Source organism: Vibrio sp. 2132-1 (assembly GCF_033344315.1).
The window spans coordinates 1-638 of record NZ_JAWPON010000451.1 but is presented as its reverse complement, the minus strand read 5'-3'; the positions used below and the strand labels follow the sequence as shown (position 1 = coordinate 638).

1 protein-coding gene is annotated in these 638 nt (G+C 47.8%); it reads left to right on the top strand.

The genetic code is table 11. From position 1 onward, the window contains the following. Positions 1–50: 50 nt before the first annotated feature. Positions 51–590: a DUF2271 domain-containing protein gene (locus R8N47_RS25985; protein ID WP_005479631.1), complete on the top strand. Its 540-nt coding sequence runs from the start codon at positions 51–53 to the stop codon at positions 588–590. Positions 591–638 lie beyond the last annotated feature (48 nt).

Sequence of the window (638 nt, the reverse complement as noted above, 5' to 3'; positions counted from 1 at the left end):
GTCATTTATTTTGTTGCTGTGCCTTAACAGCCAGTTGTAGAGAAAAGCTTATGTTGAACACAGGCAAGTTACTTCGCCAAAACCTATTTTGCAAAGCGGCGTTAGTTGCGGCTTTAGCACCATGGCCAGTTTTGGCTGCGCCTTTACCTGATGCTGCCAAAATCGACTTTGAATTTGAATTGCCGAAGATCGATACCTCAATGTACGCCCGTCCTTACGTCGCAGTGTGGGTTGAAGATGAACAACGTCAATCCGTTAAAACCATTCAGCTTTGGGTCGGTAAGGATGAGTGGCTCAAAGACATGCGCAGCTGGTGGCGAAAAGTGGGTCGTTATGATCGCGATCTGATTGACGCTGTGACGTCTGCGACTCGCCCTGCTGGGCAGTATCGATTTGTTTGGGATGGTACTAACGACGCAGGCGAACGCCTTGAGCAAGGTGATTATACCTTACATGTTGAGGTCGTTCGTGAACACGGTGGTCGCAATTACTTGCGCCAAAAAATGACATTAGCGGACAGTGAGGTGCGCTACCAACTCAAACCAACTCAAGAGACGGGGGTCATCACCGTCAATTACCAAGTTAAGTGATAGAAGGACACAACCATGAAAACCAAAATGAAAGCAGTGGCGTTAGCA